At 50.3% G+C, this 26,284-nt stretch carries 19 protein-coding genes; 12 read left to right on the forward strand and 7 right to left on the reverse strand.

The window, feature by feature from the left end; genetic code table 11:
- Nucleotides 1-155: 155 nt before the first annotated feature.
- Together ACN0YH_RS03125 and ACN0YH_RS03130 are read left to right on the forward strand one after the other, a co-directional pair.
- A complete protein-coding gene (locus ACN0YH_RS03125) occupies nt 156-2,774 on the forward strand; it encodes a PVC-type heme-binding CxxCH protein (protein ID WP_417378083.1) in 2,619 nt (872 codons plus the stop codon).
- A 145-nt stretch (nt 2,775-2,919) separates the two neighbouring features.
- A complete protein-coding gene (locus ACN0YH_RS03130) occupies nt 2,920-4,704 on the forward strand; it encodes a HEAT repeat domain-containing protein (RefSeq protein WP_417378084.1) in 1,785 nt (594 codons plus the stop codon).
- An 18-nt stretch (nt 4,705-4,722) separates the two neighbouring features.
- Here the strand turns inward: ACN0YH_RS03130 and ACN0YH_RS03135 are convergent, their stop codons facing one another.
- The 3 genes from ACN0YH_RS03135 to ACN0YH_RS03145 all read right to left on the reverse strand — a co-directional run bounded on the left by ACN0YH_RS03135 (nt 4,723) and on the right by ACN0YH_RS03145 (nt 9,187).
- Entirely contained in the window at nt 4,723-5,997 is a 1,275-nt protein-coding gene (locus ACN0YH_RS03135; protein ID WP_417378085.1) for a hypothetical protein, read from the reverse strand.
- A 61-nt stretch (nt 5,998-6,058) separates the two neighbouring features.
- Entirely contained in the window at nt 6,059-7,651 is a 1,593-nt protein-coding gene (locus ACN0YH_RS03140; protein WP_417378086.1) for a hypothetical protein, read from the reverse strand.
- 273 nt (nt 7,652-7,924) lie between these two features.
- Nucleotides 7,925-9,187: a rhomboid family intramembrane serine protease gene (locus tag ACN0YH_RS03145; protein WP_417378087.1), complete on the reverse strand. Its 1,263-nt coding sequence runs from the start codon at nt 9,185-9,187 to the stop codon at nt 7,925-7,927.
- A gap of 189 nt (nt 9,188-9,376) precedes the next feature.
- Here ACN0YH_RS03145 and ACN0YH_RS03150 point away from each other — a divergent pair, with 189 nt between their 5' ends.
- From ACN0YH_RS03150 to ACN0YH_RS03170, 5 genes are all read left to right on the forward strand, one after another.
- Nucleotides 9,377-10,495: an FtsW/RodA/SpoVE family cell cycle protein gene (locus tag ACN0YH_RS03150; RefSeq protein ID WP_417378088.1), complete on the forward strand. Its 1,119-nt coding sequence runs from the start codon at nt 9,377-9,379 to the stop codon at nt 10,493-10,495.
- A 159-nt stretch (nt 10,496-10,654) separates the two neighbouring features.
- Nucleotides 10,655-12,223, forward strand: a complete 1,569-nt coding sequence (locus ACN0YH_RS03155) for a pyridoxal phosphate-dependent decarboxylase family protein (protein WP_417378089.1) — start codon at nt 10,655-10,657, stop codon at nt 12,221-12,223.
- Between the two features lie 149 nt (nt 12,224-12,372).
- Entirely contained in the window at nt 12,373-12,615 is a 243-nt protein-coding gene (locus ACN0YH_RS03160; protein WP_417378090.1) for an RNA polymerase subunit sigma, read from the forward strand.
- A 176-nt stretch (nt 12,616-12,791) separates the two neighbouring features.
- Nucleotides 12,792-14,294 (forward strand): DUF6798 domain-containing protein, encoded by a 1,503-nt coding sequence (locus tag ACN0YH_RS03165; RefSeq protein WP_417378091.1) that lies wholly within the window; start codon nt 12,792-12,794, stop codon nt 14,292-14,294.
- A 24-nt stretch (nt 14,295-14,318) separates the two neighbouring features.
- Nucleotides 14,319-15,848, forward strand: a complete 1,530-nt coding sequence (locus ACN0YH_RS03170; RefSeq protein ID WP_417378092.1) for a PQQ-binding-like beta-propeller repeat protein — start codon at nt 14,319-14,321, stop codon at nt 15,846-15,848.
- Between the two features lie 32 nt (nt 15,849-15,880).
- Here ACN0YH_RS03170 and murA read toward each other — a convergent pair whose 3' ends face one another.
- From murA to ACN0YH_RS03190, 4 genes are all read right to left on the reverse strand, one after another.
- Nucleotides 15,881-17,329 (reverse strand): UDP-N-acetylglucosamine 1-carboxyvinyltransferase, encoded by a 1,449-nt coding sequence (gene murA / locus ACN0YH_RS03175; protein WP_417378093.1) that lies wholly within the window; start codon nt 17,327-17,329, stop codon nt 15,881-15,883.
- 59 nt (nt 17,330-17,388) lie between these two features.
- Nucleotides 17,389-18,306 (reverse strand): peptide chain release factor N(5)-glutamine methyltransferase, encoded by a 918-nt coding sequence (prmC, locus tag ACN0YH_RS03180; RefSeq protein ID WP_417378094.1) that lies wholly within the window; start codon nt 18,304-18,306, stop codon nt 17,389-17,391.
- Between the two features lie 51 nt (nt 18,307-18,357).
- Nucleotides 18,358-19,440: a peptide chain release factor 1 gene (prfA, locus tag ACN0YH_RS03185; RefSeq protein ID WP_417378095.1), complete on the reverse strand. Its 1,083-nt coding sequence runs from the start codon at nt 19,438-19,440 to the stop codon at nt 18,358-18,360.
- A 167-nt stretch (nt 19,441-19,607) separates the two neighbouring features.
- Nucleotides 19,608-19,895 carry a type B 50S ribosomal protein L31 gene (locus tag ACN0YH_RS03190; RefSeq protein WP_145229334.1) on the reverse strand — a complete coding sequence of 96 codons (288 nt, stop codon included), beginning with the start codon at nt 19,893-19,895 and terminating at the stop codon, nt 19,608-19,610.
- Between the two features lie 620 nt (nt 19,896-20,515).
- On the opposite strand from ACN0YH_RS03190, the gene ACN0YH_RS03195 reads away from it, so the two are divergent.
- The 5 genes from ACN0YH_RS03195 to ACN0YH_RS03215 all read left to right on the forward strand — a co-directional run bounded on the left by ACN0YH_RS03195 (nt 20,516) and on the right by ACN0YH_RS03215 (nt 26,250).
- Nucleotides 20,516-22,207: a dihydroxy-acid dehydratase gene (locus tag ACN0YH_RS03195; RefSeq protein WP_417378096.1), complete on the forward strand. Its 1,692-nt coding sequence runs from the start codon at nt 20,516-20,518 to the stop codon at nt 22,205-22,207.
- Between the two features lie 36 nt (nt 22,208-22,243).
- Nucleotides 22,244-23,665, forward strand: coding sequence for a UTP--glucose-1-phosphate uridylyltransferase (locus ACN0YH_RS03200; RefSeq protein ID WP_417378097.1), 1,422 nt, complete (start codon nt 22,244-22,246; stop codon nt 23,663-23,665).
- 80 nt (nt 23,666-23,745) lie between these two features.
- Complete coding sequence (locus tag ACN0YH_RS03205) at nt 23,746-24,822, forward strand: mannose-1-phosphate guanylyltransferase (RefSeq protein ID WP_417378098.1); 1,077 nt, start codon at nt 23,746-23,748, stop codon at nt 24,820-24,822.
- Nucleotides 24,806-25,294 (forward strand): Holliday junction resolvase RuvX, encoded by a 489-nt coding sequence (gene ruvX / locus ACN0YH_RS03210; RefSeq protein ID WP_417378099.1) that lies wholly within the window; start codon nt 24,806-24,808, stop codon nt 25,292-25,294. The genes ACN0YH_RS03205 and ruvX overlap by 17 nt, the downstream gene beginning before the upstream one ends.
- 26 nt (nt 25,295-25,320) lie before the next feature.
- Nucleotides 25,321-26,250, forward strand: a complete 930-nt coding sequence (locus ACN0YH_RS03215; protein ID WP_417378100.1) for a hypothetical protein — start codon at nt 25,321-25,323, stop codon at nt 26,248-26,250.
- The last annotated feature ends 34 nt before the right edge of the window (nt 26,251-26,284 follow it).

Raw genomic sequence — 26,284 nt, forward strand, 5'->3', positions numbered from 1 at the left:
CCTTACAACCCCTGACTTTGATTTGACATAGGTAGGCATATGCTACAAAATTAGAGTTGAGATCGATATGCCAAACACACGATCCTGAAGATTTGACTCACAAATTTGCCCTCAGGGTCTCCTGCCTCATAAGTCCTAAAAGAAAGCCCACAGTAGTGAAGAAATCGATAATATTTTCTCTGTGCCTGATCACAGCGAGTCTGGCTGCAATATCATTAAAAGAGATCAGAGCAAACGAGCAGAGACTCGAACTGAAACCTCACGATCATATTGTTTTCATCGGCAATACCTTTCCCGAGCGGATGCAGGACGCAGGTTATTTTGAAACCCTGCTTCACAGTCGCTTCCCGGATAAGGAACTCGTTGTCAGAAACCTGGGCTGGTCGGCTGATGAACTGACATTGCGTCCTCGCTCCAAAGACTTCCAGGATCACGGGCATAACCTGGAAGATCACAAAGCAGATGTCATTATCGCCTGCTTTGGGTTCAATGAGTCCTTTGCCGGAAAAGCAGGACTCCCCAAATTCGAAGAGGATCTGAATAATTTCATCGACACAACGCTGTCTGCTAAATACAACGGGAAATCACATCCGCGTCTGGTTCTCTTTTCCCCCATTGCCACAGAAAAGCTGAACCGTCCTGGCCTCACAGACGGAAAAGAAAATAACGAACGTATTAAGCTCTACACGGACGCGATGCAGAAAATCGCCAAAGAAAAGAATGTGATCTTCGTTGATCTTTTCACTCCCAGTAAAAAGCTGATGGAAGCTGACGATCACGATTTAACTTTCAATGGCATTCACCTGACAGATTACGGATACCAGCAACTCGCTCCTGTAATTGACGAAGCCTTATTTGGACCGCGTGACTCATCAGGCTCCACGGTGGACATGAAGAAACTCCGCGCCGAAGTGCTGGAAAAGAACAAACAGTTCTGGTACGACTATCGCGCCGTCAATGGTTACTATATTTATGGCGGCCGCAAAGAACCGTTTGGCGTGGTCAACTTTCCCGCAGAGTTTGCCAAACTCCGTAAAATGATCGCCAATCGAGACAAACGCATCTGGTCTGTTGCACAAGGCAAAACCGTTCCTGTCAAAATTGATGACAGCAATACCGGTGACTTTGCCGACATCAAAACTAATGTCAAAGACCCCGCTTCCATTAAAATCACCTCTCCGGAAGAATCACAGAAACAATTCGAATTACCGGAAGGTTTCGAAATTAACCTGTTCGCTTCCGAAGTCGAGTTCCCTGAACTCAAGAACCCCGTGCAGTTCGCCTTCGACAGCAAAGGTCGTCTCTGGGTCTGCACGATGGCTTCCTACCCGATGTACCTGCCGGGAAAAGAAGTGGATGACAAAATCCTGATTTTGGAAGATACAGATGGCGACGGACGTGCCGATAAACAAACGGTCTTCGCAGACGGCCTGCATCTGCCTACCGGGATTGAACTCGGAGATGGTGGAGTCTATGTTGCTCAACAACCAAACCTGGTCTTCCTGAAAGACACGGATGGTGATGATCATGCTGACCATAAAGAAATCGTCCTGCACGGATTCGATTCTGCAGACTCACACCACTCCATCAGCGCCTTTACCTGGGGACCCGGCGGTGGACTGTACTTCCAGGAAGGGACCTTCCACCACAGCCAGGTCGAAACTCCCTATGGTCCACAACGGGTGAAGAACGCAGGCATCTTCCGCTATGAACCCCGTACTGAAAAAACAAGCATCTTTGTCTCCTACAACTACGCCAATCCCTGGGGACATGTCTTCGATCGCTGGGGACAGAACTTTGTCGCCGATGCTTCAGGCGGAGCCAATTACTTCGGCACAGCCTATTCAGGTGATCTGGATTACCCCCGCAAGCATGCCGGTATGAAACACTTCCTGAAAAAGCAGTGGCGACCGACCGCCGGTTGCGAATTCGTTTCCAGTCGCCAGTTCCCGGAAGAACTTCAGGGAAATTACCTGCTGAATAACTGCATCGGATTTCACGGCGTTCTGCAGTACAAAATGAAAGAAGATGGTTCCGGGTTCGCAGCCGATCCAGTAGAGCCACTGGTCAAATCAACTGACACGAACTTCCGTCCTGTTGACCTGCAGTTCGGCCCCGACGGAGCTTTATACCTGATTGACTGGTTCAACCCGCTCGTAGGTCACATGCAGCATTCAATTCGTGATCCCAACCGCGATGCACAGCACGGTCGTATCTGGCGTGTCACTTATTCCAAAAAACCATTGCTTAAAGATCCGAATATCGCAGACGCTTCCATCCCGGAATTGCTCGATCTGCTGAAAACCTATGAAGACCAGGTTCGTTACCGGGTTCGTCGTGAACTCCGTGTTCGTGACACCAAGCAAGTCATCGACGCACTTGATAAATGGGTCGCCGGCCTGGATACTAAAGACGAAAACTATCAGCATAACCTCTTGGAAGCCCTCTGGGTCCGCCAGAACCTGGATGTCGTCGATGTCGACTTCCTGAAAAAGATGCTGCAGTCCCCGGAGCCCAAAGCACGTGCCGCCGCCACGCGGGTCCTCTGCTACTGGCGCGATCGCGTTGACAACTCTCTGGATCTGCTGCAGGTTCAGATTAATGATGAAAATCCACGGGTCAGGCTGGAAGCCATTCGTGCACTCAGCTTTTATCATGATCCTCGTGCACTTGAGATTGCCGTTGAATCACTGATTCACCCACAGGACTATTATCTCGAGTACGCATTGAAAGAAACGATGGATACGCTCGAAAAACGCATGGAAGCCAATTAGCTTTTCGAGTTACACCTGAAGGAATCAAAACCATTCCGGAGCCAATCAGTTCTCCGGGATGGTTTACCCTCACCCTGAATTCCTTTGCTGTCAGGCATCTGACAGCCTGTCCTGTTTTCACACCTTATGCAGAGTTAGTTTGATAATGAGAATTCGACCCCGTATTTTTTCCGCCCTTAGCCTCTCAGCAATCACGTTGCTGCTGAGTTTAGCCAGCCACGAACCTGTTTTCGCCCAGTCCCAAAGCAGTGTCTCTCCCATGATGCGGCTACTCAAAAGCGGCCGCGTGCCTGCCTCTCGCCAGGGAACAATTATTGAACTGATCTGCCGCAAAGGAAATCCGGAAGAACTCGGGTATATCTGGGAACAGATCGTCAATGATAAGTTCCAGGGAGAAGTCAAAGAAAAATCATTGCTCGCGCTGAAAGAAGCGTTTCAAAATCGAAAAATCATCCCCGCAGGCTCCCTGGCAGACATCAGCAAACTGATCGACGCCAAGCCTCCAGTCAATCAAATCGCCATCGAACTGGCAGGTTTATGGAAAGTCGCCGGGGCCGCAGACAAATTACAGCAACTGGCTCTCTCTGCCAAGACGGGTGAAAAATCACGAACCGCAGCCATCGACGCATTGGTTTCTATTGGTGGCCCTGAGAGCATCAAAGCCATGCGGAAACTGACGGAAGAGAATTCCCCGCCAGACATCCGCTATCTGGGTGCAGCCGCCCTGGTCACGCTTGATCTGAAACAGGCCATCACAGCGGGTATCAAAATCATGTCTACTTCGAAAGAAGGTGATCCCACCCCGTTTATTGCAGCAATCCTCGATACACAAGGCGCCGCCGATCAACTCGCAGCCGCTCTTTCAACACAAAAAATACCGGAAGATGTCGCCAAAAAACAGCTGCGCTATATGTATTCTGTAGGCCGCAGTGATAAAGCATTAAGCGATGCCCTCAGTAAAGCAGCCGGCATGTCAAACGAAGACAAAAAGCTCACAGAAGAAGAATTCAAAAAACTTCTCGCTGATGTCATCGCGCATGGTAATGCTGAACGAGGCGAACAGATTTTCCGACGCGCCGATTTAAGCTGCATGAAATGTCACTCTATCAGCAAAGCGGGCGGTGAAGTCGGCCCTGACCTGAGTCCCATCGGCGCCAGTTCACCCGTTGATTATCTTGTCCGTTCCATCCTCTACCCCAACCAGGCAGTCAAAGAAGCTTACCAGACCTATGTGATCGTCACCATCGAAGGCAAAATCATTCGTGGCATCATCGTAGATCGCAATGAAGAACGCGTGTTACTCAAAGATGCCAACGGTAAAGAAATCATCATTCCCGTTGATGACATCGACGATGAAGCAGAAGGGGGCTCCCTGATGCCGCAGGGTCTCACCAAATTCCTGACACGTGATGAACTGATTGACCTTGTAAAATACCTGTCCGTGCTGGGCAAACCAGGTCCTTATGCCATCCGCTCGAAACCAACCATTCAGCGCTGGCTGGCAATGCGGGAAATCCCCAACCTGTTGCTCACCACCAATGAAAACCCGGATGAAGAACTGTTCGAAGAACAGATACTGCGAGCACCGATCACAGCATTCGTTCCCCAATACGCGATGCTGGCTGGTCTGCTCCCCTTCGAAGAGCTCAAAAGCCTGAGTTCCGACTCGAAAATCCTGCTGCAGGCTGAGCTGAATGTTACCGAACCGGGCACCGTTGGCGTTCGCATCAATTCCGCTCAGGACACGCGCATCTGGATCGATTCACATCGCCTGAAATCTCAAACAGAAAATGTATTTGAACTCTCCAAAGGCGTTCATAAACTGACACTGCTGATCGACCTTTCCAAGCGGAGTGACCAGGGCGTACAAGCTGAGTTCTTCAAACCTGCCGGCTCGAAAGCATCATTTACCGTGGTCGGTGGAAAGTAATCTCATTGCGAATAGCCCCTACAGTGCAGGCTTAGGGGCTTCGATCGCTTCATCCTGTTCCGCAGTCGCATCCGGTACATAGGGATGCGTCTTCTGCCATTCCTTCCAGAAGGGAGCGGCATGAGTATTCCGCCAGAGCGCGAGGGCATTTCCAACGTGGCTGTAGAAGGTATATTTCTGCAGAATTTCTGCTTCGGTATGCGAAGTGGTATTCTTAATCACCCACTTCGCAGCCTTTACAATCTGCTCATGCGGAGGATGCAGTTCCCTGGGAGCAATCGCCAGCCATTCCAGATGATGGCCTGTCGCAATTACATTTTTGTATTCGGGAATCTCCTCACTACTGGTCAATGCCGCCTTACCTTCCATCCAGTTGGCAGGCCAGTGCCCATCTTCATACTGACATTCACTGATCAAGTCCCGTACCCGCTCCAGGTAGGAGTATGCTTCCGCCCGTGCTGAATCGGAGAGAATATTGTACTCGTCATCCAGGCGAATCAACAACATCAGGGAATAAACCCGGTGAGTTCCCACACAGACACCATACTTCTTATGCCCGCGTATCAGTCTGCGTGTTAATTGATCAAACGAAACAGTCCGACCATCGGTCGTCTGCCACTCTTTTACAGGAGGAATCCACAAGCCAAACGCCATCGCGGACCATTCAACTTCGCGTTCATCCAGACGAAAATCTCTTAATGACTGCTGAATCACATCATTGATATCCATGTCGCGTCGGGATGGTGCAAACACCGGGGCATCTCGCTGGATGCCAGCTTCCGTTAAGGAAGCCAGCCAGTGGTCGTGGTGGACCGAGCCTCCTACCTGGCTACCCCAGCGAATTGAAATCCCCTGCGGTTCATCAACCAGCAGCGGCGAAGCTTCATCACCCCACGATGCCAGGTAGCGGCCGTGGTCGGTAAGAAAATCACACATTTCAGCGCCCGAAACTACACTCGGATCCTGAAATGTGGAATGGATACTCCAGGTACGTAAGGCATGTTCGACATGGTTTGGTTTCAGATGTTTACGCGGAAACCTGGGCCGTACCTGCTTCAATACAGCCGCCAGTTCCTCATCAGTCACCACCGAAGGATCATCATATAAGGCGGAAATACGCAATGGGACTTCCCGTTCGATTTTCACTTCCGGGTAGTATGCCTGATCCAGAAATGTGCTGTTGAATGCCTGGCGGGTATCGCGTGATCCCAATGTATACGCTCCGCAAAAAGCGACGACTACCAGAACCTGAACCGCAATCATGGATTTCGATGACAACTTGCGTGATTTCATGACAGATCTCGATAAAGATTAAAATAAGAACAATGTAATTTATAATGTGAAGCGATATCGCTTATTGAATCGGCTTGTTTCTCAGCAAGACAACTGAGCGATCATCTTTGTAACCTACACGCCACGCTCCGTCCCGTTGCAGACGTCGCATCAGTACATTGCGCCGTGGTAAATCAAGTACAACGGTATTCACTCCGTAACGTTCCAGCAGTTCTTCCGCATCTCCGGCTGAATTCACAATTCTGAGATAATGGTCCCAGACTTCGCGAGGCAGAAGATGCACGTGAGAATCTGCAAAAACAGAGGCATTCTCCGGGCCATCCCAGAGCAGGTAATCTCCCAGTTCCATCGAATTAAACAGCTGACCTTCAATTTTTTTCTCTTTGAGATATTCTGCAGCACCGATGGGAGTCGAAGCGGAGACACTCTTCTTGAAATCGACCTGTTTACCATGCAGAATTTGTGAACCAATCGGAGTAATCGCAAAACAGATCCATACCATCCCCACAGAAACCACCGTCCATTTCCCGGCACAATATACCTCTTCAGCCTCGGGATCTGCCAGTTGTCGGCGTTTTTGTCCCCAGATCGCTGCACCGTGTAACGCCAGGTAATAGGCGGCAACAGGAGCCCACCACAGTACCATTCGCGAACTCCACATGGCGGCTGCTCCCAGTCCCACCAGCAGTAGAACCTCTGAAGTTCCAATTCGACGCGGAGTAAAACGGCTGGCAATCACGATCAGCAATGCCAGTACAGCGGCTGTTTTCCCCTGGAACATTCGCAGCGTCAGCGGATTCCATTCAATAAGGGCCTCCAGATTAGGATTGGAAGAAAAGCTAAAGACTTCTGAATACAATTGGATTCCATAAGGATTGAACAGAACGGCAACCGCTGACAGTTCCAGCAGCAGAAAATAGCGACGCGTGACGCTGTCTCCAAACATGGCTTTCCAGGAACCAGCTTTTCGGCCTACATCCACTGCGCGACCCACCAGAAAACAGCCAATCAATCCCAGTCCCACCGGGAATGAGCCATGCAGATTCGCCCACATCGCAAATACCGCGGGAATCATAAACCAGTAGAAATTGCGCCATTGGCGGGCATTCAATAATGTGAAAAGCAACACAAAACCAAGCAGTCCAGCCAGTTGAGGCCTTACGATCCCCAGTTGCTTCCAGTCACAGACCAGAAAGGCAGACACGCAAACCAGACTCCACCAGAAACTGCTGGTCCGCTTTTGCACACGAAACAGTAACAGCCCCAGGCAGGCGGTAATGGCAGCCGCATACAACAGTTTAATTCCTGCCACACCGAAGAGTTCATACGTCTGAAAGGCAAAGATCTGAGTCAACCAGGCGGTATCGATAAATGGCACTCCCGATGACAGCGGAACCAGGGGCTCCACCGCAGGAATGCCACCGGTCTCCCAGATCAGCTGACCATAAGTCAAATGGCCCCAGATATCGGTATGCCAGAGCGGCATTGAACTGAATAACACAAATGCGACGGAGAGAACACAGACTGTGAAGAAAGTAAAGCGCGAAACACGCAGCGCCTCCGGAAAGCGATCGACCAGAACCGCATCTTCGGACTGTTCTTCGTCAGTATTCTGATTTGTGGAGTCGTTTTGGTTTTCCAAAGCTGTAGCCATAATAAACAGATCGATATGAAAAGGGAATTAATTACATCATATGTTGCCCGCACAGGCCAATCGAGGGAGAACAACCAATTCGGTATTTCTCTCTGCGAAAAGACCAGTAGCGCAGCATCACAACAGATTTGTTTACGTAAAGAGTAGGTCAGGTAAGCCAGTGGTGAAAAACTGTCTTGCGGGAATCGGGACTGTCGCCAAAAAACAACATTCGTCCTTGACAGTCATGCTTAATGTATCAATTCTGCCGATTCTGTGAGTCACACTTCTGAGTTAAAGTGTAACCCCTTCCACCGCACTCTGGGGAGAGCGGGGATCAACCGGAGGTGCAAACTGATCACGTGGCTGGGGAGCGACCCGGCGGTCCGCTTCTCTCAGAAACAGAAGCTCATTTCCGGATTCATCTGACTTGGGAAAAGGCACATCTGCCGACGCCACTGCGGACTGATCCAGTTTGAACCGTTCCAGCCAGGCAGCGGATTCGTCGCCGAAAACATCCGTGACGATCCCGAGCGCTTCCTGCTTCTGTTGATCAGTATTGAACTGTTTCCAGATTAATCGTGTAATCTCGACCCCTTTATCATAGGAACGATTGCGCTCCAGAGATCGCAGCATGATCTCCCAGGAACGTAATGGAACTTCCTCCGTTTGAAACAGACTGAGTGCCAGTTCTGCCCCGATCTTCGGTTCACCTGGCGACAGTTCTACCCCCTGCTGCAGATAGGCAATCTTTTGTTCAAGATCATTTTCATGCCGCGCCAGGTACCAGTAATACTTACCATTCCAGACCGGATGACAAACCAGATACGTACCCGGAATTACCAAAATCTGGGACAATACAAACAGAGACCGCAGCGTCCCAGCAAAGCGGGATCGATTGATGATGACGGCCCCCGCCAGGAGCCCGTAGACAAATCCGGAAAGATGTGCAGCATTCGCAATATTCAGAATTCCGAAATGTGTTAAAACAAAACACAGGATTAGCCAGCTCAGGCCCCAGTTGATTTCACGATCAGTAAACACTTCCGCGATTTCAGGATGAATGCGGCGGAGCATCATCAGTAACCCGAACATCGCAAAGGCGCCCCCCGATAAACCCACGGGATAATGTTCCAGAAAATATTCCGGCAGTAAGGAAACATAGGTCGCCAGAATCAGAAACGCAGCATAAATCCAATGCTTCATCACAGGCTCAATCAGCCGCCCTAAAAATCCAATTGCCAGGCAGTTCATCAGCAGATGCAACACATCGCCATGATGAAAGCCGCTGATCAGAATGCGCCACCACTCCCCCGACCACAGATCAAAGGGCCCCCCGGTCGGATATTCTTTTTCCTCAACCAGCGGATGGTCGTACACGAAGACCAGTGACTGAACAGCACCTAAATTCCACAGCGCATCGTCAAAACTTCCCTGATTTGAGATCCCCTGATCGATTCTGTATATCTGTACCGCCAGAAATAACCCGATTGCACAGGCAATATAGGCTGCAGTGACAGGATACTTTGAACAGGCTCTTCGCAGTGAATGAAACATAAAAAATGATTGATTTAAACCGAAAAATGAAGGACTGACATGCAAAGAATAGCTGATTTACAGAGCTTTGACACCCGTAATTCAATTTCCACCGAGCGAACTTCATCAAAAAAAGATCCCTCTTTCCTGATCTGCTGATTTTCGCTAAAAAACGCCTGTTCGTTTCAATACTCTGAGGTCGAGTTCGCAATGATCCATACAGGCATTCGTAGGATTCCATGGTCGATCCTCTGCTGTATCCTGATTCTGATGGGATGCGGCCTGGCGGGAATTGCGCGCGGAGATGAACTGGTCGGCCAGGGACACTATTTTCAGAAGCAATGCATCTGGATTCTGATCTCCCTGACCGCCCTGTTTGGGACCATGCTGTTTCCCTATCGTAATCTGCGTGGCATCAGCTATCCCCTTTTTCTAGGAACACTCCTGTTCCTGGTCGCGGTCTTTTTTATTCCCGCGGTCAACGGATCCCGCCGCTGGATTCCCCTCGGATTTTTCAAGTTCCAACCTTCCGAGCTAGCAAAAATCACGTACATCCTCGCCCTCGCACATTACCTGATGTATCGCAAGAACTACCGACGGATCCCCGGACTGATCGTCCCCTTTGTTCTGACCTGCGTCCCCGTCTTTCTGATTCTACGCGAACCAGACCTGGGAACATCGCTGCTCTTTTTTCCCATTCTGTTTGCCATGTTGTTTTCCGCCGGGGCACGTCCCAGACATCTGGTAACCATCGTGATTCTGGGAATCTGCACACTTCCCCTGCTCTGGTTGGAAATGAACCCGGAACAGAAATCACGTATCGTTGCCTTGTTCACACAACAGGATGGAGGTGAGTTACCCAAGGGAGATGGCTACCATCTTTATCAATCCAAGCAGATGCTGGCTCTGGGGGGTGTCTGGGGGAGTGAAATTGCCGGTATGCCCGTGGACGATCCTGCTGCCTACCATCTTCCCGCCGGACGGACCGACTTTATTTTCTGCCTTGTCGGCGAACGTTTTGGCATGATGGGCTGTCTGTTTACGATCCTGGTGTTCGCTGCGCTGTATATTCGCGGTCTGCAAATCGCGACTGCCACCCGCGAACCATTCGGACGTCTCGTCGCTGTCGGCATCGTGACGCTGTTAGCTTCACAGACAATTATCAATACCGGCATGACCGTGGGCCTGATGCCGATCACCGGGATGACGCTTCCCCTGATGAGTTACGGTGGCACCAGTATGCTCAGTACTTGTCTGGCGCTGGGACTGCTGATTAATATCTGCATGCACCCCGGCTACGAAATGAATGCCGAACCATTTCGGTTTTAAATCTCTCTTCAGGAAGCTTCCCGGCTGTTCTGCTTCGAACCATTCAGATTTCGTTTTGTACACATTCCCGCATGCTGAAAAACAGATACAATAGACGAACAGGCTGACTGCTCTCCTCCCATAGAACTGCCTGAATTCGCCATCTATATAGAAATTCTCATGAGTACAACAGACCCCGATTTTTCAGCAGCCCAAACCCGCATTCAAGCGGTTTACTCCCCCGAGTTACTGGAATCGGCCAGCCAGACCTTAAGTGAATTACTCACACAACATGCGCGTTCCCTGCAACTTGAGACCACGAACGTCCTCAACTGGGCGCCCCCGGCAGACAACTTCAAAGCTGCATTTCAGCAACTCAACCAGGCCCCGATGAATGGTGCGGAGAAAATTGATATCCCTCAGACCATCGCAGCCTTTCGCCAGTTGGCTCAGACCATGCTGGACAGCGGACATAACCTGCAGAACCCTCGTTATATAGGCCACCAAGTCCCTGCGTCCCTGCCTCTGGCTGGTCTGTTCGAAGCCATCGTGTCGGTCACCAATCAGGTCATGGCCGTCTATGAAATGGGGCCCTGGGCCACTGCCGTCGAGCTGGCTCTGATCGAATCTCTCGGCCGCGAAATCGGTTTCACACCGGGTAAGTTTGCCGGTCTGGTGACACATGGAGGTTCGCTGGCAAACCTGACAGGCCTGCTGGCGGCCCGCAATCTGAAATGCCCTGAACTCTGGTCACAAGGACCACAGGCGAAACTGGATTCTGTCCCCGTGATCCTGGTTTCCAGCGATGCCCACTACAGTGTCACACGTTCGGCCGGGATTCTGGGAATCGGTGCGGATAATATTATTAAGGTTCCTCTCGATGATCGACGGAGAATGAACCCCGCTGCCCTTCAGAAACTGATCCTGTCCTGTCAGGCTGAAAACAGGAATATCATTGCCGTGGTCGCCTGTGCCTGTGCCACCCCCATCGGTGCCTTTGACCCGCTGAATGACATTGCCGACCTCTGCGAACAACATGACCTCTGGCTGCACGTGGACGCCGCCCATGGTGGTCCGACCTGTTTCTCAACGCAGCATAAACATTTAACTGCAGGCCTGCATCGGGCAGACAGCGTCGTCTTCGATGCCCACAAGATGATGTTCATGCCTGCGCTTTGTGCATTTCTGTTTTATAAAAACAAAGCACATCAGTTCTCAGCCTTCCAGCAGCAGGCTGCTTACCTGTTCGATCCTTCAGCACCAGAAATTGCAGAATACGATATCGGCCTGCGTACCATCGAATGTACCAAACGCGCCAATAGCTACGCACTCTGGGGAATCTGGTCGCTGTTTGGAAAAAGCCTGTTCGCCGACCTGGTGGACATCACCTTTGCCACAGCCCGGACATTTTATGACCTGCTCCAGCAGGCAACTGATTTTGAACCTGTCCATGAACCGGAATGTAATATTGTCGTTTTTCGCTATCAGTCTGAATGGTTCAATGCCCTGCCGCTGGAACAACAGAACCTGTTTCATTTCAAGCTGCGACGACAACTGATTGAATCTGGCGAATTTTACATCGTGCATTCCGTTATTAACGAACAGGCAGCATTCCGGATTACTGTAATGAATCCACTGACGACAGAAGTCCATCTGAATCAGTTATTAAATACAATTCGACATAGCGCCAGCGAACTGCAAAAGACATTTGATACCCTGCCTCTGCTCGATCATTGTGAACAGACTTGACAATTCAAGGTGAGATCGAAAGAATCACCGCTCAGAAAAGACAAGAACACAGTCTCTTGTTATAATTCGATTACTAACTTTTGACGTAAATATGTTGTGTTTGAATTCGCCAGCGTGTGAATCAAGATTCGAAATGGAGAAGTAAGATTATGAGTGGCCCGATTGTTCGAACAGGTACGACTCCCAAGTTCTGGGAAAATTATGACAAGATCTTCGGCGATCCAGCCAAAAAAGGCACCAAAAAGAAAGCAGCAGCCAAAAAAAGTACAAAGAAAAAAACTGCTAAAAAAACTGCAGGCAAAACCCCCGCTGCAAAAACTTCTGCTAAAAAAGTGACTGCCAAAAAAGCCGCAACAAAAAAAACGGCTAAAAAGAAAACTAAGAAAAAATAATCTGATTCCGGAACAGACTCCCAGATACTGATCCGGCAGGCGCTATTCCGGTCGACGTCTGATGGCTAAACAAGGTCTCAAGTTCAGTGAATCCTGAATCCACAGCGACTAAGATACCGTTTCCAGCCATACTCATGATATTATTGATCGGCGGATCATTTGCCGCTGATTCATTCATGCGATTTCCGATCCCAGGCACCAACGAGCCGCATTACCTCACAAAGGCACGTCATTACTGGAATCCACAGTGGTGCGCCGATGATTTTTTTCTCGAATCATCTAATGCGCATCTCTTTTTTTTCCAGACAGTCGGCGCGGTAACACAGGTACTGTCCCTGTCGCTGACAGCGGTACTGGGAAGAATCACAGCGTTCCTGCTGCTGGCGGTTGGCTGGTATCGCCTGATTCGCGTTTTATGCCCGGGGCTCTGGTCCCCTTTGATTACAGCCTGGTTCTATCTCGCGCTGGCAGCAATCGGAAATTTCTCGGGGGAATGGATCATTGGCGGAATTGAATCCAAAGTCTTCGCGTACGGTTTTCTGTTCCTGGCTCTGGCAAATGCCTGTGAACAAAACTGGAACCGGGCCGGCATCTATGCCGGACTAAGCATCACCTGGCATCCTGTCGTGGGAATCTGGGCGCTGGCTTGCAGTCTGTTTGGTTTGCTTTGCCTGGGATTTCTGAACCGAGCACGCATCGATCGCGCTATGACCACAAGCTGTATTAAAACTGCGATTCCTGCCTGTGGATACCTCATTCTCTGTTCGCTGCCTGGACTGGTCCCCTCGGTGGCACTGCTCATACAGGGAAATCCACAGGACAGTTTTGCCGCAAATTATATTCAGGTTTTTTATCGACTGAAGCACCATCTGGACCCCATGGATTTCGATCTTTTCAGCTACCTCTTGTATGCGATTCTGCTGGTAGCCTGGTTGTTTCTGGTACGTAAGGAAAGTCCGTCGTTCGCCAATCGCTTCTTCCAATGTTTCATCATCGGCTCCGTCGGTCTGGCCGGCATTGGAATTCTACTGGGGATTGGCCCCCGCCCCGCCAGCGAAATGCCTTATTACGCATTTCGCATGTCGCTCCTCAAATTCTATCCCTTTCGCCTGTTTGACGCCTTACTACCGCTGGCATTCTCAATTGCCTTAATTCGCCTGATCCAGCAATATTTGTTTCACAGCGCAACAGAGAAAGCCAAACCTGACTGGCTCACGCTTTCCCTGTGCAAAACGATTCTGGTTGTACTCTGCCTGGGAATCTTTACCGGCACACTTTATTCTGCCTGGAACCATCCACCAGTCCATAAGATGTCCCTCTCACAGCGGGCTGACTGGATCGACGCCTGTGAGTGGATTCAAAATCATACTCCGGATGATACGCTTTTTCTGACACCGGCGCATACAACTGATTTCAAATGGTATGCCCAGCGGCCCGAATATGTGACATTCAAAGACTGTCCCCAGGACGCCAGTGGTATCGTTGAGTGGAATCGACGCCTCAAGTACCTTCGAAAATGGGGCCAGGAATATTATAATAAAGGCTTTGATGATCGTGCCTTACAGGCGTTGCAGCAGAAGACCGGGATTACGCATTTGCTGGTAAAACGTCTGGGCCCCTTTACAAGCATCGACCCGATCTATCAAAATCGAACTTATAAAGTCTACCAACTTCCCTGATACCTGCCTTTGACTGGTTTACTGATGAAAGCGACAGACTCTCCCATGAATCACTTCAACCGAAAATTCTGCCTCAGCATCTGCCTGGGAATCATCCTCCTGTTGAACCTGTCATTACCCATGCCTCAAACAGGCCAGCCAACGGCGTCTCTTCCAGCCCAACCACCGGTTGTCAAAACAGGTGACTGGCCTTACTTTCTCGGACCAGAACAGACGGGTATTTCAGCAGAGACTAATTTGATTGATGACTTCCTGCAGTCAGGACCACCGTTGCTCTGGGAAAAGAGAATTGGCACTGGTTACAGCGCCCCCTCGGTTCTGGGCAACCGTCTGGTCATCCACCATCGTCCGGAAAAAGGGGATGATGAAGGGAAGGAAGTCATTCAATGTCTTGCTGCAGATACAGGAAAGGAAATCTGGAAATATGCCTACGACTCTGATTTCCGTGACCCCTATGGATATAACAATGGACCACGCTGCTCTCCCCTGCTGACTGAACAATTCTGTTATACGTTTGGTGCACAGGGAAAGCTGTACTGCCTCAATATCAAAGACGGTACGCTGGTCTGGCATCATGACTGCCTGCAGGAGTTCGATGTGCCACCCGGTTTCTTCGGCGTCGGCGCCACTCCCATTCTGGAAGGCAATAAGCTCATCGTCATGGTCGGCGGTAAGCCTGATTTCGGAATGGTCGCCTTCGATGCGAAGACTGGCAAAACACTCTGGCATAATGTCGGTAAAGACGTCTGGAATGGCACCGCGACAGGCTGGGAGAGAATGCCTGCCTACAAATGGCGCGGAAATGAAAAACTCTCCAGCTACTCCTCTCCGCTTGCCGTCACCATTCATGGAAAACGACACCTGCTCTGCCTGATGCGCCAGGGGCTGGTTTCTCTCAATCCCGATGATGGTTCGCTCAATTTCAAATACTGGTTCCGATCGATGATCAACGACTCCGTCAATGCGGCCCGACCGGTTGTCATCGAGGATAAAATCTTTCTCTCCGCCGCCTATCAGGTAGGTTCGGCACTGCTCCAGGTTGAGCCTAACGGCAAAAGCTATAAAGAACTCTGGCGTAACCCGACCAACATGCTGACTCACTGGTCGACCACCATCCATCACGATGGTTATCTCTATGGCTTCAGCGGTCGCCACGAGCGCGACGCGACAATGCGCTGCGTGCGTCTGTCTGACGGCAAAGTAATGTGGGAAACTGATGGAACTGCCCCCGTGGTCGACAAAATCAAACGCAATACTCTCACCGGACAGTTCCAGTGGATTGATTCCGGCAAAACTGCGCCCTGGCCTTTTTATGGACGTGGCTCAGCAATCCTGGCGGACAACAAGTTCATTGTCCTGGGAGAACGGGGCACTCTGGCGATAGTCAAAGTCGATCCCCAGAAATTCCATGAAGTCTGCCGCACGTCATTTCCACAAATCAATTATCCCGCCTGGGCGGCCCCCGTGCTCGCTCATAAGAAACTGTATCTCAGAAGCGAATCACATCTGATCTGCCTGGACTTTGCCAAAAAGCAGTCTGAAAAGAAAGAATAATCACTCAACCCAAGTTCTCGAAGGAAGCCACCTCAGTCTTCGACTGTGGCGTCCCCTGGTGTAGCTATGCTTTCGGGATTCTGTTGAGTGGCACTCTGATTCCAATGCGGCCCCGTTAACGCATCGAGCAGTTCAGAATAACTGGGACGACTTTCCCCATCCGTCAGCTTCAGACTATCGGGCATGTTTTGTGGTTCGTCTCTGACGCGCTCGACGTGTGCGCCCAATGAGATCAGTTTTTCTTCCAGACGTTCATAGCCGCGATCCAGATGATAAATCCGTCGAATGACGGTCTCCCCTTCCGCTGCCAGGCCGGCTAAAACCAGCGCGGCACTGGCACGTAAATCAGAGGCCATCACACACGCACCACTCAAACGAGAGACACCATTCAAAATCGCACTGGCCGATTCTCTGCGGATGTTCGCTCCCATACGTGCCAGCTCGGAAGCGTGCATGAACCGATCCGGAAAGACTTTGTCGGTGACAATACTGATTCCGGGGACACACGCCAGCAAGGACATTAACTGCGCCTGTACGTCCGTCGGAATACCCGGATAAGGTAGCGCGATACAGTCAATTGAACGCAGAGGTTGAGTCACCTGCACCGTGACAGACTGTTTTTTTGCAGGCTGATTTGGAAATTCGAGTTGGACTGACACACCGATTTCTCTGAGCTTTTCTATCACCGCTGTAATATGATCGGGTCTCACCTGTTTCAAACAGACATCGCCTCCCGTGATGGCGGCGGCAATCATTAGCGTAGCAGCTTCAATACGGTCAGGGATGACTTCATGTTTGACGCCATTGAGTTGTTCAACACCCTCAATCGTCAGAAACGGTGTTCCCAATCCTGCGATTTTTGCTCCCGCCGCATTCAGGAAGTTACCGACATCAACGACTTCCGGTTCACAGGCCGCCGATTCAATAGTGGTTGTACCTTTCGCCAGAGCAGCAGCGATCATCACATTGCAGGTCCCCGTGACCGTACTCCCGAAAGCACCACCCAGAAAGATATTCGCGCCACGCAGACGATCCGCTCTCGCGATGACATAACCACGATCTACACGGATCTGAGCCCCCAGTGCGGACAGTCCTTTCAGATGCAGATCGATCGGTCGATCACCAATATTACATCCGCCTGGTAACGAGACACATGCCATCCGACGTTTGGCCAGCAGTGGTCCCAGCACGCAGACACTGGCCCGCATGCGTCGCACCAGTTCATAATCGGCGATACAGGATGTCTCATCTACCGTCTTGAGACGCAATGCACCGTCTGAATCGCGATTGACATCCATTCCAAGAGAACCCAGAACCTGGGACTGAGTTTTGACGTCTACCAGATCAGGGATGGAGCACAGGGTGGTCTCACCTTCACAGGCCATTGCTGCTGCCATGAGTGGTAACGCGGAATTTTTCGCACCACTGACAGAAACGCTACCCGAAAGCCGCTCGCCTCCGCGAACGATAAACATATCCATCCCTGGATCTCCTGTTGTAGATTAAACGTAGATTTACTGACGCAGTATAGAAAATCCATTCATTTTAAGATAGGCAATTTCTGCCCGATAATCACCCGAGCCCGCCCTGCCAAATCGGCTTTCACCCTCACATCTGTGTATTCACCAGTCGCTTTAAACAGTGTCCGTAAATCAGTTTCCTGTTCTGGTGAGAACTCCAGCATCAGCAAACCCTGGTCTTTTAAATAGCGTCCCGCCTGCTGAATGATTCTACGATAGAAGTCCAACCCATCCCTTCCCCCTGACAAAGCCAGTCGAGGTTCATGCTGCCTGACATCCTTTTCCAGTTGTTCGATTTCCGCATCAGGAATATATGGTGGATTACTCACAATGATATCAAACAACGTGCCGGAGGGGATCTGTTCGAAACAGTCACTGAGCAGAAATTGGACCTGGTTTGCCAATTCATTCGCAGAAGCATTTTTTTGAGCAATCGCCAGCGCAGGTTCACTGAGATCCGTTGCCAGAAATTTCGCATTGTGACAATTCGCAGCAGCCGAAATGGCGATACAGCCACTCCCGGTGCACAAATCCAAAACGGAAGGGTTCGTGAGTTTCTGCGCCTCATCGACTAGTTCGATGACCAGAGTTTCCGTGTCGGGCCGGGGAACCAGCACGTTCTTATCGACGTAAAAGTCAAGTCCGAAAAACTCACGCTTCCCTACCAGGTAGGCAACCGGTTCGGAATTCGCCCGCCTTTGCACGAGTTGCCGCATTAAGGCACGCTCCTGCTCTGTGACGACATCCTCATAATTCGTGTAAAGGCGAATCCGTTCACAGTTTCGCGCATGAGCCAGCAGAACTTCAGTATCCAGACGCGGAGAATCGCTGCCGTGTTTCTCTAAATGGGCGGTCGTCCAGTCCAGAATCCGACGAACCGTCCAGGGTTCCGATGCAGCATCAGAAGAGCGATCCGGTGATGGTGAGTTCTCATTCACGGCACGATCCATCGTAGTTACAGCTAACCGATTATTGGTAGATAGTTGTATTTAATTTTTTGAGCCGTTGCCCAGTAAACGCTCTTCTCGGTCAAACTGTAACAGGGCATTGACCAGTTCATCCAGGTCACCCTGCATAATCTGATCAATTTTGTAAAGCGAAAGATTGATGCGATGGTCCGTCACGCGACCTTGAGGGAAGTTATAAGTGCGAATTCGCTGGCTGCGGTCACCCGAGCCAATTAAAGTCCGACGCTGATCCGCACGTTCATCGGCTGCCTGCTGCTGCATCTGTTCCAGCACACGACTTCGCAGCACACGCATCGCCTTGGCTTTATTCTTATGCTGACTTTTTTCATCCTGGCACTGCACCACGGTACCTGTCGGCAAGTGAGTGATCCGCACGGCGCTTTCCGTTTTATTCACTTTCTGCCCACCAGGACCACTCGCGTGGAAGGTATCGAGGCGAATGTCGTCTGGTTTAATATCAACTTCCACTTCACTGGCTTCAGGCAGCACTGCGACGGTAGCGGCACTCGTATGCACGCGCCCCTGTGTTTCTGTCTCAGGAACTCGCTGCACGCGGTGTCCGCCGCTTTCAAACTGTAATCGGTGATAGGCACCTTCACCGGCAATCGAAAACGTGACTTCTTTCATCCCACCCAACTCGGTGGCACTCATGTTCAACACTTCTGTTTTCCAGCCTTTTTGCGCTTCGACATAATGCATGTACATATCGAAGAGTTCGCGTGCAAACAGGGCAGCTTCATCACCGCCCGCACCAGCTCGGATCTCCATGATTAAGCCGCCACGTGTGATGGAATCACCGGCGACGACCAGATCTTCGAGTTCTTTTGTATGCTTCTCGTGTTCTTCGCAGAGTTCGTCCAGTTCCTTTTGCGCATATTCTTTAGCAGCCGGATCAGTTTCTTCTTCCAGCATCTCCTGGGCGACTTCAATGTCTTCGGCCCGGGTATTATACGCGCGAACTGCTAACGCAACCTTCGCCAGGCCGCCATACTCGCGCTGGATTTCAACCAGCTTACTGGTATTAGCCAGAACTTCCGGATCCTGGAGTTCTTTTTCCAACTCCTCGTAACGATCCAGTTTTACCTGCAGGGTAGGAAACTTCATTTACCCAAATCCACGAATAAGCCTGTCTGTGGTGTTTGGTTTGCATCTCAATATAGTATTGAAATTCAAACCCAGACATAAAAAAATAGAAAAGTGACGACCATGCATTAAACGAGGCTCATACGGATCGTCCGTAGAGCCTCAATTTTAGACAATAGGGAATTGTGCTACTGGTCTTCTTTTTTGTCGCCTTCTTCTGCACCTTTGCGTTTGTCCCAGTTGTATTTCTTCTGGAATTTTTCAACGCGACCGGCACTGTCAACAAACTTCATCTTACCTGTGTAGTAGGGATGAGACTTGGAGCTGATTTCCACTGCCACCAATGGGTAAGTGTTTCCATCTTCCCATTCCACTGTCGCTTTAGAAGTGGCTGTTGACTGAATGAGGAATGAATCACCTGTTGAAGTATCCTTGAATACAACAGGATGATAGTCGGGATGAATGTCTTTTTTCATTTTCTCAGCTTCTTTATTACCTGAAAACCTTAATCGATTTCACAGACTGTCTGCTGCCAGTCTTGTGGATCGGGACTCCGAAAGCACTTCTTGCCGTGTGCTGTCCCTGACTCTGCTTTATAACCGATGCCAACCATCGGACCGTTTTGCCGGAATGATCTCTCAAACGAAAACGCCCGAGTACTCAGATTCCTAAAATTAGAAAACAAAACAGCTTATAGAAATATCTGCTTCATGAAACATCACAGTTTACGTTCCTCTGCACGAATGAGCAAGCGCAAAGGCCTGCAAGAACAAATCGCCGCAACTCTTTCTATAAATATGACATACAGTTATTTCAGACCCTCTAATTTTAAACAATTCAAGCAATTTTTCAGATTTTCCTGACCTGGATTTGGATCTTCAGACACTCATATGATTATTTTTTGCACCTGACTGTCCCTTTTCAGGATATCTGCCAACTCCAGGAGGGACCTTTCAAGAATAGAAAGCAGGACTCTGTATCCGTTTTGAAAATCAAATGTTAAGTAACTTGGCCTGCCGCAGTCGACTGTTTAGAGTTAGATAAAAAAGAGGGCTATTGTCCCCAGTCACATATCAATTCGCTCAGGAACATCATCATGGATCACCCTTTAAACTGGAACAGTCAAAACCTGACTCACGGCTGGCAGCGGGGAGTCACCGCATTTTACTATGGGCTGGGTTTTTCGGACCAGGATTTCGATAAGGCCCAGATCGGTATTGGTGTTCCGTTACTGGATGGCAATCTCTGTAATGTGCACGCCTATGAACTGGCGAAAGTCATTGCAGAAGGATGTCAATCTGCAGACATGATTGGTCTTCCCTTCGGAGTTCCCGCCGTCAGTGACAACATCACCCAGGGACAGGAAGGAGGCAATGCCAGCCTCCCCTCTCGCAACATGATCGCCAACGCCGCAGAATGCGTCGTCAGTGCTCACTCTTATGATGCCCTGATTGGCCTGCACAACTGTGACAAAAATGGACCGGGATTCGCCATGGCTTTGGCACGACTCAACTATCCCGGACTGGTCGTCAGTGGCGGCAGTATCATGCCCGGCTGCCATAAAGGACAGGACATTTCGATCCTCGACGTTTACGACTCCCAGGCCGCTGCCTCTGTCGGTGCGATGGAGCAAGAGGAAGCGGAACAGATTCTGAAAACCGCTTGCCCGGGTCCGGGGGGATGTGGGATCGCCGCTTCCTTCAATACCTGGGGCATCGCGCTCGAAGCCATCGGTCTTATGCTTCCTTACAGCAGTTCAACGCCTGCCATCGATAATGCTAAGAAAACAGAATGTCTCAATGTCGCCTCCGCCGTGCGAAACCTTCTGCAGAAAAATATTCGGCCGCGCGACATTCTGACTCGTAAAGCATTTGAAAATGCAGCTGCCACCATCGCAGCCGTCGGCGGCTCCACGAATGGAATCCTGCATCTGCTCGCGTTAGCACGGGAAGCGGGAGTCGAATTCCATCTGCAGGACATTCAGGAAATCCTCAGAAAAACGCCCGTGTACTGCAGTTTTGCACCGCGGGGCAAAAAGACCATGGTCGATCTGCACCAACTGGGTGGCACACCAATCCTCCTGAAACACCTGCTCAAAGCAGGCATCATTGACGGAAGTTGTCTGACCGTAACAGGCAGAACACTGTCTGAAAATCTGGCAGGTATCGATGATGTCCCCGCTGACCAGGAACTGATCGCACCGCTGGATCAACCTTATAAAACTTATGCCGATATGCAAATTTGCTTTGGTAACCTGGCACCGGGGGGAATTGTCTTTAAAGTCTCCAGCATGCAGGAATCACATTTCACAGGAACCGCCTGTTGCTTTGATGAAGCTAAAGGGGTGGTCGAAGCCGTCGAAGCCGGTAAGATTAAGCCAGGCAGTGTCATTGTATTACGCAACCTCGGACCGGTCGCTTCCGGCATGCCTGAGGTGCTTGTGGCGACAGCCGCATTGACTGTGCCGGAACTCGATGGCAAAGTAGCGTTCATCTCGGACACACGTGTATCCGGTGTTTCACACGGTGCGATTGGCGTGCACTGTTCTCCGGAAGCAGCCGTCGGCGGGCCCATTGGCCTGGTCCAGGATGGAGATCCGATCTCATTTGATCTGCTCAAAGGCGAAATCAGCGTTGATGTATCTGATCAGGAATTACAGCAACGCCACGACAGTTACCAACTCAAACCCGTCAGACATACCCGCGGATATCTGGCTGACTTTTCAGCCACGACCTCACAGGCCCATCATGGCTGTGTGAGTAAAGCCCTGTTGCCTGATTGTGAATAAACCCGGCCCCCCATTAAAGATAAGGGAACCAGATATATGTCAGCCCCCGAATCCTTTCCAGCGGATCTTTACCAGACATTAGCAGACTTTCAGCAAACCCATCTACTAAAATGGTGGAATGACCTGAATGATACAGAGCAGTCCCAACTGTTAACACAACTCCAGGCGATCAACTTCGCGCAGATCCAGCGACTGTATGCCCCCGGAGAGACAGCGCAAAAGTCAGAATCGCCAGCACAGAAAGCAGAACGTGCCACGCGTCCGGCGACTGTTGTCCGTCTGGAAGAGCGGAACACGTCTCCCGCTAAATCTGAAAAGGCGACGGAACAAGGCAGAAAACTGCTGGAAGCAGGTAGAGTGGGTGCGATTCTTGTCGCAGGCGGTCAGGGTTCCCGACTGGGCTTCAGCCATCCCAAAGGCATGTACCCCATCGGACCGGTCAAGCAGACTTCCCTGTTCCAGATTCTGGTGGAACAATTGCGGGCCCGCGCACGACAGGCGGGAAAGCCGATCAGTTACTTCATCATGACCAGCGATGCCACTCACGATGAAACAGTGGATTATTTCCAGCAGCATCAGAATTTTGGAATGTCCTCAGACGATCTGCACTTCTTCAAACAGGGCACAATGCCCGCAGTCGACGCGGAATCCGGTCAGATCCTGTTGGAAGAAAAAAAACGGATTGCTGTCAGCCCGGACGGACATGGGGGCATGCTCGCAGCCCTCAAGAACAACGGTATGTTTGATGTGATGCGGGAAAAAGGAATCGACACGCTCTATTATCATCAGGTCGACAACCCGACCGCCATCGTGTGTGACCCCGAGTTCCTGGGTTATCATCAGAATGCCCAAGCAGACGTATCGGTCAAAGTGGTCTCGAAACGCTCACCCGATGAAAAAATGGGAATCGTCTGCGACGTCGACCAGAAAACTCAGATTATCGAATACAGTGATCTTCCAGATGATATCGCCGCACAGACTGATGACGACGGCAACCTGCTGCACTGGGCAGGTAGCACTGCGATTCATATTTTCAACCGCGATTTTCTGGAGCAAATTGCCAATGACGATGCGCGGCTCCCGTTTCATCAGGCGAATAAAAAAGTGCCCCATATTGATGAATCGGGGAGACAAGTTACTCCTGAAGTTCCCAACGCCATCAAGTTTGAACGGTTTATCTTTGATGTGCTGCCTGAAGCAGAAACCGTTCTGGTTTATGAAATTGATCGATCGCGCGAATTTAATCCCGTCAAAAATGCGGAAGGCCAGGATTCTCCCCAGACAGCTCATGAGGCACTCAATCGGATCTTTTCCGGCTGGCTGCAGTCCTGTGGTGTTACGCTCCCTGCAGACGCAACTGTTGAGATCAGTCCCTTATTTGCTGTCGATGAAACAGAGTTAAAACAAAAGATCTCAGCCGATGCACAATTTACATCTCCCTTGTATCTGGGAGAATAGTAGTCGGCAGCGGCGCAGTCAGGATCTACGCTCGCTTTGAATCAAGAGAACAACCTTTCCCTTTCGGAGTAACAGGCTTCATGCTTCATACAGTTGTCATGGCAGGTGGCAGCGGAACACGCTTCTGGCCTCAAAGCCGCAAAGCAATTCCCAAACAACTGCTGAAACTCGTAGGCCAACAGACCATGATTCAGGAGACGGTGTCGCGCTGCCGTGATCTTTCAGATGATCCACAGATCTGGATCGCCACGAACAGTACACTTTCACCTGAAGTCAAACGGCAACTGCCTCAGTTAAACCCGGAACACATTCTGGTCGAACCAGCGGCGCGCAATACCGCTCCCTGTATTGGACTGGCAGCGATCCACCTGCTCCACGTTGATCCCGAAGCCATTATGCTCGTGGTCTCGTCTGATCATGCCATTCAGCCTGAATCGGCTTTTGTGAACACCATCAGGCAGACGGTTACACTGATTGAAGCTGAACCGAAAACTCTCGCACTCATCGGTATTTCACCTGCTTACCCTGCCACTGGTTACGGCTATATTCAGACCGGATCAGCGATCACGGCAAACCTGCCTGGTTTAAATGTCAAAGAGTTTAAGGAAAAACCAGATCCGGAAACCGCGCAGCAGTATTGTGACAGTGGTGACTATCTCTGGAACTGCGGAATATTTGCCTGGAAAGCGCAAACGATACTGGATGCGATCTCACAATTTGAACCGGAAATGTATGAGCTACTGATGCAGATTGCGGCGGTCATTGAAAAACCGGAATATACGAAAGTACTCGCAGACACTTTTCCCAAAATGAAGTCCACTTCCATCGATTATGCGGTCCTTGAACACTCGCGAGAACATCTGGCAGTGATCCCTGCCGAGTTTAAATGGGACGATGTTGGAAACTGGAATACTTTGCAGAAATACTTTCCGACTGATGCCGAAGGAAACACTGTACTGGGACTGCACTGCGGCCTGGAAACACGTAACAGCATTATCCGCTCCACCGACGACCATCTGATCGCAACGTTTGGGGTAGAAGACTGCCTGATCGTGCACACTCCCGATGCGACATTGATTGCTCCCAAAGACGATGAATCCGCCGTCAAAAAACTGGTCACCCTGATCGAGGAGCGCGGCTATGAGCAATACCTCTGAGACAGGACAGCCCTTTGAAGCGGAATTCCCTGCGGAGGGACGGTTGCTGGGACTCGATTATGGCACAAAACGCGTCGGCATCGCCATTTCCACGTTTGAACAGAATATCGCCAGCCCGCTCGATAATTATAACCGCCAAAGCCTGCAGCAGGACCAGAAACATCTCTCCAAAATCATTACGGAATACCGGTGTAAAGGGCTGGTCGTAGGTCTTCCCGTGCATATGAGTGGTGACGAAGGACAGAAAGCCAAAGAAGCACGACAGTTTGGGAACTGGGTCAGCCAATTTGCAGAAATCCCCGTCTGTTACTGGGATGAACGCTATTCTTCCGCGACGGCGGAAGAGATTCTGGTCAACATGAATATGAGCCGCAATAAACGCAAAGCCTATCTGGATAAACTCGCAGCCCAGATCATTTTGCAGGCATTTCTCGACAGTCCCGACCGTACACAGATTCCCGGATCTTTTTGAATCGTTTATGCTCCTGATGCGGTATAATGAAAACAATACGGCAAACGTTGTCGACCTGCTTTCTCACACCCTATGATTTCGAATTCAAGTCTATGACACAGATGCCCCTCGATCGTGAAGAATACATCGAACAGACTTATTTCTTTCGCAATTACCGCGAAAGACTGGAAGACGCGATCCCTTCACAGGTCGTTCTGTCCACGATCTTTGAAGAAGTTCTCGCCACGACCAAACTCCCGATGGCGATCGACTTCCTCAAAGGCGAGTTAATGTTAACCGGTCGTATCTCTGACGGAATGGAAAAACTTTCGCACTATTTCACACCATTTCAGACATACATCATGAAAAACGCGGAAGATGATAAATCAAAATTCGACCAGAAAATTGCATTGAAAATTCTGGAACGGGAAGCAAAATATCGTACTGAAAACCCCAGTAGCGCAGGCATGTTCATTTATCAGTTTGAATGTATTTCACGCAACAGGTTGGGATATCATCATGGACTGGAAGCCATCTCCCGAGATACGCAATATAACACCGACTGGTCAGAGTGGATCCGAAAGCTGAAACAGCAACTGGGATCGGTTGATTTTGCAGATCTGATCTACCTGCGCTCTCAGCATTTTGTTGATGAACAGCGTAAACGCCCGGGAAATGCTGAATTTCAGCCCCGCTATCCCGTTTTATTCAGCAGCCAGGATGGGCGCATCGCCAAAGCCAACCACAATCGTGACCCCCTGTATATGTTCGGGGCCCTGCAACGACAACTGGGCTATCCTGAAGTCCCGAGAAATCTGCCTCAAACCGGTAAATCTGTGTTTCATCCTGCTCTGGAAGCCCGATTACATAAGATTGAAGCGCGTCTGCAGTTGATTGACTCAGAACTGAAAGGAAATTTAGATTTGAATCAGTTTATGGTCAAAGACGTTAAGTTTGAGGATCTCGACCCAAAGTAGTATTCATTCGTATCATTTTCCGGCAATCCCGGAA

It is taken from the genome of Gimesia sp. (assembly GCF_048262075.1).
In the GTDB taxonomy this organism is placed as follows: Bacteria; Planctomycetota; Planctomycetia; order Planctomycetales; family Planctomycetaceae; genus Gimesia.

What these genes read in the sequence shown, in the direction of transcription:
- ruvX (WP_417378099.1), top strand. Translation starts at nt 24,806, where the DNA reads ATGAGCAATACCTCTGAGACAGGACAGCCCTTTGAAGCGGAATTCCCT.
- ACN0YH_RS03165 (WP_417378091.1), top strand. Translation starts at nt 12,792, where the DNA reads ATGCGATTTCCGATCCCAGGCACCAACGAGCCGCATTACCTCACAAAG.
- ACN0YH_RS03205 (WP_417378098.1), top strand. Translation starts at nt 23,746, where the DNA reads ATGCTTCATACAGTTGTCATGGCAGGTGGCAGCGGAACACGCTTCTGG.
- prfA (WP_417378095.1), bottom strand. Translation starts at nt 19,440, where the DNA reads ATGAAGTTTCCTACCCTGCAGGTAAAACTGGATCGTTACGAGGAGTTG.
- ACN0YH_RS03145 (WP_417378087.1), bottom strand. Translation starts at nt 9,187, where the DNA reads ATGTTTCATTCACTGCGAAGAGCCTGTTCAAAGTATCCTGTCACTGCA.
- ACN0YH_RS03150 (WP_417378088.1), top strand. Translation starts at nt 9,377, where the DNA reads ATGATCCATACAGGCATTCGTAGGATTCCATGGTCGATCCTCTGCTGT.
- ACN0YH_RS03215 (WP_417378100.1), top strand. Translation starts at nt 25,321, where the DNA reads ATGAAAACAATACGGCAAACGTTGTCGACCTGCTTTCTCACACCCTAT.
- ACN0YH_RS03135 (WP_417378085.1), bottom strand. Translation starts at nt 5,997, where the DNA reads ATGAAATCACGCAAGTTGTCATCGAAATCCATGATTGCGGTTCAGGTT.
- ACN0YH_RS03190 (WP_145229334.1), bottom strand. Translation starts at nt 19,895, where the DNA reads ATGAAAAAAGACATTCATCCCGACTATCATCCTGTTGTATTCAAGGAT.
- ACN0YH_RS03160 (WP_417378090.1), top strand. Translation starts at nt 12,373, where the DNA reads ATGAGTGGCCCGATTGTTCGAACAGGTACGACTCCCAAGTTCTGGGAA.
- ACN0YH_RS03170 (WP_417378092.1), top strand. Translation starts at nt 14,319, where the DNA reads ATGAAAGCGACAGACTCTCCCATGAATCACTTCAACCGAAAATTCTGC.
- ACN0YH_RS03195 (WP_417378096.1), top strand. Translation starts at nt 20,516, where the DNA reads ATGGATCACCCTTTAAACTGGAACAGTCAAAACCTGACTCACGGCTGG.
- murA (WP_417378093.1), bottom strand. Translation starts at nt 17,329, where the DNA reads ATGGATATGTTTATCGTTCGCGGAGGCGAGCGGCTTTCGGGTAGCGTT.
- ACN0YH_RS03130 (WP_417378084.1), top strand. Translation starts at nt 2,920, where the DNA reads ATGAGAATTCGACCCCGTATTTTTTCCGCCCTTAGCCTCTCAGCAATC.
- ACN0YH_RS03200 (WP_417378097.1), top strand. Translation starts at nt 22,244, where the DNA reads ATGTCAGCCCCCGAATCCTTTCCAGCGGATCTTTACCAGACATTAGCA.
- ACN0YH_RS03140 (WP_417378086.1), bottom strand. Translation starts at nt 7,651, where the DNA reads ATGGCTACAGCTTTGGAAAACCAAAACGACTCCACAAATCAGAATACT.
- ACN0YH_RS03155 (WP_417378089.1), top strand. Translation starts at nt 10,655, where the DNA reads ATGAGTACAACAGACCCCGATTTTTCAGCAGCCCAAACCCGCATTCAA.